Origin of the sequence: Pseudoalteromonas mucoides, assembly GCF_049257175.1 — a bacterium.
Taxonomy (GTDB): Bacteria; Pseudomonadota; Gammaproteobacteria; order Enterobacterales; family Alteromonadaceae; genus Pseudoalteromonas.
This window is the reverse complement of record NZ_JBMMUC010000019.1, coordinates 102,730-110,373: the sequence shown is the minus strand read 5'-3', so window position 1 is coordinate 110,373 and position 7,644 is coordinate 102,730. Positions and strand designations below refer to the sequence as shown.

Here is a 7,644-nt window from a genome sequence, read left to right as displayed (position 1 = left end):
TTGCCTATTGGTGCGAATACATTTTAGGGCGAGGTAGCTCCTCAATAAAGCCCGTATATAAGCGCGCATCTATACTTGTTTTAAAGATAGTTTTTGTTGATTTACTTAGGGAGTCCATATAAGTACCTAGCCCCTATAACCTCGTATCTATGTTAATTCCCTAATCGCTCTACTGATCCCATCTAAACTCAGTGGGTACATTCGGTTATCCATTAGCTGTTTTATAAAATCAATGGATTGATAGTAACGCCAGTGTTCAACCGGTTGTGGGTTGAGCCACGCGACTTTATCAAAGTGATTAGTGATTCGTGCAAGCCATGTGCTGCCGGGCTCTTCGTTGTAGTGCTCTACAGAGCCGCCGGGGTAGGCGATTTCATAGGGGCCCATGGTGGCGTCGCCAACAAATATCACTTTATAGTCGCTGGTGAACTTGTTGATTAACGTCATGGTGTCAATGACGTTTGCATGACGGCGTTGGTTATCTTGCCAAACATGTTCGTATAAACAGTTATGAAAGTAGTAAAACTCCAAGTGTTTAAACTCGCTATGAGCAGCGCTAAAAAGCTCTTCGCAGGTGTGAATGTAATCATCCATTGAACCGCCAATATCAAATAGCATCAACACTTTTACCGCGTTGTGGCGCTCTGGAGCCATTTTTACATCCAGCATACCGCCTTGTTTGGCTGTAGCACGGATGGTCTCGTTTAAATCTAAGGTGTCGCTTGCGCCCGTACGGGCAAATTTACGTAGCTTTTTAAGGGCAAGTTTTATGGTGCGTGAGCCGATTTCACGATCTGAATCTAAATTACGGTATTCACGCTTATCCCACACTTTTACCGCACGGCGATTACGATTACCGTCTTGGCCGATGCGCACGCCCTCTGGGTTATAGCCATACGCGCCAAAGGGTGATGTACCACCGGTGCCGACCCATTTACTCCCCCCAGCGTGGCGCTTTTGTTGCTCTTCTAAGCGCTCTTTTAGGGTTTTCATTAGTTCATCAAGGCCGCCCATGGCTTTGAGTTGGGCTTTTTCTTCATCGCTTAAATGCTTTTCAAACTCTTTGCGCAGCCAATCATTGGGTAAGTCATGTTGCTGCTTTAAGCTTTCGAGTAAGTCGAGGTCGGCAATGCCGCTAAAGTAATCAGCAAAGGCTTTATCAAAACGGTCGAAGTGAGTTTCGTCTTTAACCATAATGGTACGGGCTAAATAGTAAAAGCCGTCAACATCGGCAAATACCGCGCCTTTTTTTAGTGCGTTGATTAAATCAAGCAGCTCGCGCATGCTCACAGGTAAGCGGTATTCGCGCAGTTTGAAGAAAAACGCAATCAACATCTTAACGGCGGCTCATAAAGGCTAATTTTTCGATTAGGCTGATGTCTTGCTCATTTTTTAATAGCGCACCAAACATCGGCATCAAACCGCCCTTTTGGCTTTTGTCATGCAAGGTCTTCGCATCGATATCTTCGGCCATTAATAGTTTAAGCCAATCAAGTAGTTCACTGGTAGATGGCTTTTTCTTAATGCCGTTAACTTCACGTAGGCCAAAAAATACTTCAAGCGCTTGGCGTACTAAATCTTGTTTTACATCGGGGTGATGTACATCAACAATTTGCTGCATTTCGTCACTTGATGGAAAGTCAATGTAATGGAAAAAGCAGCGACGTAAAAATGCGTCCGGTAGCTCTTTTTCGTTATTTGAGGTGATGATCACAATAGGGCGCTGCTTTGCAATTACGCGTTCGCCAGTTTCATATACATGAAACTCCATTTTATCGAGCTCTAGCAGTAGATCGTTAGGGAACTCAATGTCGGCTTTGTCTATTTCATCAATCAATAATACCGGGCGTTTATTATTCTCTTCGCCATAGGTAAAGGCTTGCCAAAGCTTACCTTTAACAATGTAATTGCCGATGTCGTGCACTCGCTCATCACCGAGTTGGCTATCACGTAGACGTGACACCGCATCGTACTCGTATAAGCCTTGCTGTGCTTTGGTGGTCGATTTGATATGCCATTGTATAAGTGTGGTGTCTAAACTTTTCGCCAGCTCTTCGGCCAGCATGGTTTTACCTGTGCCAGGCTCGCCTTTTATTAACAGTGGCTTTTCTAGCAAAATAGCCGCATTAACCGCTTGTTTTAACGAGTTACTTGCGATGTAGTTATCAGTAGAATTAAATTGCACGTAAATACCTATCTGGTCTGAGCAGTGTTATTTTTAACATGATGCCATAACTATTCGGCATCGCCAAGATAAGCAAAGCGGGGAATTATTTGACCGTCTTTTTTCACAGTTTCTAAAAACATACTCAATGGGCGTGCCCAAATGCCATACTCGCCATAGAGGGCTTGGTAAATCACCAGTTGCTCTTCGGTTTCACTATGGGTGGCAACATGGAGCACTTTATATTGCGGGCCTTTATAGTGTTGGTATAAACCTGATTTGAGGGAAAGTGGTTTTATTGCTGTAGTCATGTTTTGATCTCTTGTATAATTTGCGCTTGCACTTTTAATGCTAACTAATTTGCCACTATTATGAACTATATACCGTTAGATGATTACAAAAAAGCGTGGGTTTTTCGCCACCAAGATGCGCCCGTATCAGAGCAAGACCTTGCTTTAATAAAACCCATGAGTCATGAACGTGCAGCTGTACTTTGGAGCACGATGGTGAGCCGAGAGCATGATCACCCAGACTTTTTTGACAAAACCGATTGGTGTGGCAAAGATGAAAACTTTACTCAAACAGTTCACTGGGAAGCTGCATGGGAAGAAGGAGCAGAGCAGCCGCCTGAAGAGATTTTAGCGCACTTAGATTGGCAAGCTAACACTACCGTGTATTTTTGTATGGCGCGAGATAACATTATTGAAACCAGTTTTGCGGTTTTTAAGCGTAACTGGCAAAACTTTATGTTTTTAGCCGATGGCAGCTTATTACTTGGTAAAAAACGTGATGCGGTTGTGCAGTTTTTAGAAAGCGGTGATGCAAAGCTGGGTAATAAGCCTGCTTAGACGCTTAAAAAGCAGTCAATACTATGCTATAAAATAGACATCTAGGAGTATTGAGTAGAAGCGTTGACTGCGAGTAACCCAGAACAACAAGTTGATATTTGGCAATCTGATGCACAACGTGTGTTATATGCTCAATTATGCAATGCGTTTTATGCTCGGGAAATAACACGGTTAGTCGCTGAGCCAAGTGAAACACGCTTACGCGCTCTACTAAAAAGCTTACCTTATTATATCGAACGTGCAGCTACCCGAGTGGTGAATGGCCAAGTGCCTTTTGTGCTTGATCCGCAAAATGGTAGTTGGCTAAACAAACAAAAAGCGAAGCAACCAAATCAAGACGATCTCGCTGACTTTTATTCTCGGTATAAAAAGTTAGGCTTAATTGTGCCGTTATTGCTAGAAAACGCCAATCAAACTAGGGTAGCAATAGACAGCATCGACCAAGTAAGCGACAATAAACTTCATTGTAATGAGCATGGTTGGTTTGATTGCCAAGGTAAGTCGCTTGAAGGGCACACCGCGCAGCTACTAAAACCAACAAAAGCAACAATGGCTGCGGCTTGTTGTGGCCACCAGTGGCGCTTTAATAAGCGATGTGCGCCGCGTGTGTTGTCGTTAAGAGAAATGCTGCTAGCCAGCAGTATTAACTGGCGTAATTTGAAGCGTCCTCATATTCAGTAAAACTTAATATCAGTTGCCTTCTAATATGTATTTTAATTTAAACTGATAAAGCAACAACCAAGGAGTGTTTAATGCGGCTGTTTCAATTCACGCTACTTTGTTTAGCGTTGTTTGTACAATACCGATTGTGGTTTGGTCACAATGGTGTGCAAGATTATAGTCGGTTAAAATCAGCGGTTACTTCCCACCAAGATACCAATGCCAATTTAATAAAGCGTAATAAAGTACTTAAAGCTGATATTGAAGACTTAAAGTTAGGTCAAGAAGGCGTTGAAGAGCGCGCTCGTAACGAATTAGGAATGATCAAACCAGGTGAGACATTTATCCGTGTATTACCTGGGCAACAACATAATGAAAAATAAACCTACAATAATAGCAATTGTCCCCGCTGCCGGTGTCGGCAGTCGAATGAAGCACAATGGTCCAAAGCAGTATATTTCACTGGCAGGTAAAACTATTTTAGAGCACACGCTAGCTAAATTGTCAGCACTCTTGCAGCTTGAAAAAATTATCGTGGTGGTTAGCGATGATGACCCTTATTATGCACAAATACCAAACATTGATAGTCGAGTTGAGCGTGCCAGTGGGGGCAAAGAACGTGCTGACTCTGTTTTAAACGGTTTGTTGGCACTTGCCGATAATCCACCTGATTGGGTACTGGTTCATGATGCGGCGAGACCATTAGTGAATATTGCAGATGTCGATAGCTTAATACAGCAGTGTCTTAGTGCTGATGAGGGGGGAATTTTAGCCGCCAAAGTAAAAGACACGATAAAGCGTGGCGATACCCACAGTGAGCAAACCGTACCACGGGATGATTTATGGCAGGCATTGACGCCACAGTTTTTTAAATACCATGATTTAACCGATGCGTTACAACAAGCTTTGGCACAAAATGTGACAATTACCGATGAAGCATCAGCAATTGAATGGGCACAAAAGCCTGTGAAGTTGGTGCCTGGACGCAGCGATAATATAAAAATAACCACGCCCGAAGATTTAGATTTAGCCCACTTTTTACTCCAAAAACAACACAGCGAGAACGCATCATGATTAGAATTGGCCATGGCTTTGATGTTCATAAATTTGGCGGCGAAGGCCCGCTAACTATCTGTGGTGAAAAAATAGCTTACCCACAAGGGTTTTTAGCTCATTCAGACGGTGATGTGGCGATTCATGCATTATGCGATGCTATTTTAGGTTCGCTTGCGATGGGTGATATCGGTAAACATTTCCCAGATACCGCCAGCGAATATGAAAATATCGACAGTCGTATTTTATTACGCCATGTAGTTGATTTAGCTAAGCAGCAAGGTTACGTACTCGGTAATGCAGATGTCACTATTGTAGCTCAAGCGCCAAAAATGTTGCCTCATATACAAGCTATGCGTGAAAACTTAGCCGCCGATTTAAAAGCCGAGCTTAGCCAAGTGAATGTTAAAGCCACCACCACAGAAAAGCTGGGTTTTGAAGGACGTAAAGAAGGCATTTCAAGCCATGCGGTTGTGATCATGAGTAAGCTCTCAGTATGAGTGAATTAAATTATTTGTATGGTAAGCCATTATCTCAAGCGGATTTTAAAACCACGGCTGAAGATTTCATGGTTGATGAAGACCTTGGTATTGAATTTACTGGTAATGGTGAACATGTATGTTTGCAAGTCGTAAAAAAAGGCGAAAACACCCAATACGTTGCTAAGTTATTGGCGCAAAAAGCGGGGATTTCGCCTCGTGATGTCAGTTACGCTGGTATGAAAGATCGCCACGGCGTGTGTAGCCAATGGTTTAGCGTGCCAGTACCAATAAAAAAAGAGATTGATTTTACCGAGCTTAATAGCGACTCGGTGTTTATTGTTTCTCAGCAGCGACATAACCGTAAACTACGTACGGGGTGCCATAGGGGTAATAAATTTACAATTACTCTGCGAAATGTCACACAGCCGTTAGATATTCTTTGTAGAATTAATGCCGTTCGTGCTGGCGTTCCTAACTATTTTGGTGAACAACGTTTTGGCCATGGCGGGCATAACCTCGATATGGCAAAGCGCATGTTTGCTGGCGAGCGTATTCGTGATAAAAAATTACGTGGCTTGGTTATTTCAGCGGCTCGCTCCTATGTGTTTAATCAAATCGTTAATTTACGTGTTGCCGAGCATGGCCTAGCTAAAACCATGCATCGTGAAGTGTTTATGCTCAGTGGCAGTAACGCCTTTTTTGAAGACGCCATCAGCGATGAAAATATTGCTCGGCTTGCCTCTGGCGATATTATGATGTCGGCACCTATGGTAGGTAAAAGCGAGAAAGGCTTAACAGAGCAAGAGAAAAAATGGCTAGAACCGTATCACGAGTGGTGTGAAGGGCTTGGTGAGCTGGGCCTTAAAAACGAACGTAGAATGTTGCGCTTAATACCACAAGATTTAGCGGTAGAAACAATTGATGAAACCACGATAAAATTAAGCTTTGGTTTGCCTAAAGGCACCTTTGCAACCGCGCTGTTACGTGAGCTGGTGGATTACACCGATGCGAGCCCAAAATTACACAAAGAGAAGGACGCGTAAATGAAAATTTTATTGAGTAATGATGATGGTGTAAACGCGAAGGGAATTGCAGTGCTTTATCAAGCACTCACCCAGATTGCAGATGTCACCCTCGTTGCTCCTGATCGTAATTGTAGTGGCGCAAGTAATTCTTTAACGCTGATGAACCCTCTGCGTGCGACCAAGCTTGAAAATGGTTTTATATCAGTAAACGGCACACCAACAGATTGCGTGCATTTAGGTGTTAATGAGTTGCTAGATGAAAAGCCAGACTTAGTTGTTGCGGGTATAAACCATGGCGCTAATTTAGGTGATGATACACTTTATTCTGGTACGGTTGCTGCTGCTACCGAAGGTCGTCATTTAGGCTTGCCTGCTGTGGCTGTATCCCTATGCTCAAAAGAAGGTAATTACTTTGAAACCGCGGCTGCGGTGGCTGTTAGTATTATCAAAGAGCTCACTTCGCATCCATTACCAAAAGATCAAATTATAAATATTAATGTACCAGATATTCCATTGAGTGAACTAAAAGGTGTTCAGGTAACCCGCTTAGGTGCTCGCCACAAAGCTGAAACTATGACCAAGCAACAAGACCCATGGGGCCGCGATATTTTTTGGTATGGTACGTTAGGTGCAGAAAGCGATGCCGGTAATGGCACAGATTTTTATGCCATCAATAATGGGTATGCATCAGTCACACCTTTAAGTGTTGATATGACCGCTAAAGAAAGCATACAAGCGGTTGGCGATTGGCTTAAAACAATGGAGATCAATGGTGCTGTCTAATTATACTCGCAGTGCTCAGGCTCTGGCTGATTTATTAGCGCGAGAAGGGGTTGAGGATAAGCAGGTTCTTAGTGCGATTGCGACTATTCCTAGGCATATCTTTATCGACGACGTACTAAAGCACAAGGCATATCAAAATACGGCGTTACCCATAGGGCAGGGGCAAACTATTTCACAGCCCTATATTGTTGCGCGTATGACTGAGCTACTGCGTTTAGCTGGAGTTCGTGATAAAGTTCTTGAAATTGGTACGGGGTCGGGTTATCAAACTGCAGTATTGGCTAAAAACTTTACAAAAGTATGTTCAGTTGAACGTATAAAGGCGCTGCAATGGCAAGCTAAACGGCGTTTACATAAGCTTGATTTATACAATGTAACAATGAAACACGGAGATGGCTGGCAAGGCTGGCAATCACAGGCTCCGTTTGAAGGGATTATTGTAACCGCAGCTGCATCACACGTTCCACAAGCATTACTCGAGCAACTTGCCGACGGAGGAGTAATGATCGCCCCAATTGGCAATGACCAACAGCAACTAATTATGGTTGTTAGAGAAGATAATAAATTTACCCAACATGTAATTGCACCAGTGAGATTTGTTCCACTCGTCCCTGGTGATATTGAATAGG

At 43.2% G+C, this 7,644-nt stretch carries 11 protein-coding genes; 8 read left to right on the top strand and 3 right to left on the bottom strand.

Features of this window, described 5'->3' with window-relative positions:
- Positions 1–147: 147 nt before the first annotated feature.
- Genes AAEU30_RS18640 through AAEU30_RS18630 form a run of 3 tightly spaced genes read right to left on the bottom strand, consistent with a single transcriptional unit; the run spans position 148 to position 2,475 of the window.
- Positions 148–1,335, bottom strand: a complete 1,188-nt coding sequence (locus AAEU30_RS18640; RefSeq protein ID WP_421961829.1) for a vWA domain-containing protein — start codon at positions 1,333–1,335, stop codon at positions 148–150.
- Position 1,336: 1 nt separating this feature from the next.
- Positions 1,337–2,185: an AAA family ATPase gene (locus AAEU30_RS18635; RefSeq protein WP_421961828.1), complete on the bottom strand. Its 849-nt coding sequence runs from the start codon at positions 2,183–2,185 to the stop codon at positions 1,337–1,339.
- Between the two features lie 50 nt (positions 2,186–2,235).
- Entirely contained in the window at positions 2,236–2,475 is a 240-nt protein-coding gene (locus AAEU30_RS18630) for a DUF1653 domain-containing protein (RefSeq protein WP_421961827.1), read from the bottom strand.
- 60 nt (positions 2,476–2,535) lie between these two features.
- On the opposite strand from AAEU30_RS18630, the gene AAEU30_RS18625 reads away from it, so the two are divergent.
- The 8 genes from AAEU30_RS18625 to AAEU30_RS18590 all read left to right on the top strand — a co-directional run bounded on the left by AAEU30_RS18625 (position 2,536) and on the right by AAEU30_RS18590 (position 7,643).
- On the top strand, positions 2,536–3,012 hold the full coding sequence (locus AAEU30_RS18625; RefSeq protein ID WP_421961826.1) for a DUF2947 domain-containing protein: 477 nt from the start codon (positions 2,536–2,538) through the stop codon (positions 3,010–3,012).
- A 63-nt stretch (positions 3,013–3,075) separates the two neighbouring features.
- Positions 3,076–3,693 carry a hypothetical protein gene (locus AAEU30_RS18620; protein ID WP_421961825.1) on the top strand — a complete coding sequence of 206 codons (618 nt, stop codon included), beginning with the start codon at positions 3,076–3,078 and terminating at the stop codon, positions 3,691–3,693.
- A gap of 71 nt (positions 3,694–3,764) precedes the next feature.
- Complete coding sequence (gene ftsB, locus AAEU30_RS18615) at positions 3,765–4,055, top strand: cell division protein FtsB (RefSeq protein WP_421961824.1); 291 nt, start codon at positions 3,765–3,767, stop codon at positions 4,053–4,055.
- Positions 4,045–4,746, top strand: a complete 702-nt coding sequence (gene ispD / locus AAEU30_RS18610) for a 2-C-methyl-D-erythritol 4-phosphate cytidylyltransferase (protein ID WP_421961823.1) — start codon at positions 4,045–4,047, stop codon at positions 4,744–4,746. Before ftsB ends, ispD begins: the two co-directional genes overlap by 11 nt.
- Positions 4,743–5,225: a 2-C-methyl-D-erythritol 2,4-cyclodiphosphate synthase gene (ispF, locus tag AAEU30_RS18605; protein ID WP_087531027.1), complete on the top strand. Its 483-nt coding sequence runs from the start codon at positions 4,743–4,745 to the stop codon at positions 5,223–5,225. The genes ispD and ispF overlap by 4 nt, the downstream gene beginning before the upstream one ends.
- Positions 5,222–6,250, top strand: coding sequence for a tRNA pseudouridine(13) synthase TruD (truD, locus tag AAEU30_RS18600; protein ID WP_421961822.1), 1,029 nt, complete (start codon positions 5,222–5,224; stop codon positions 6,248–6,250). The genes ispF and truD overlap by 4 nt, the downstream gene beginning before the upstream one ends.
- A complete protein-coding gene (surE, locus tag AAEU30_RS18595) occupies positions 6,251–7,015 on the top strand; it encodes a 5'/3'-nucleotidase SurE (RefSeq protein ID WP_421961821.1) in 765 nt (254 codons plus the stop codon). It abuts the gene before it with no gap.
- Positions 7,005–7,643, top strand: coding sequence for a protein-L-isoaspartate(D-aspartate) O-methyltransferase (locus AAEU30_RS18590; protein ID WP_421961831.1), 639 nt, complete (start codon positions 7,005–7,007; stop codon positions 7,641–7,643). Before surE ends, AAEU30_RS18590 begins: the two co-directional genes overlap by 11 nt.
- Position 7,644: the final 1 nt, after the last annotated feature.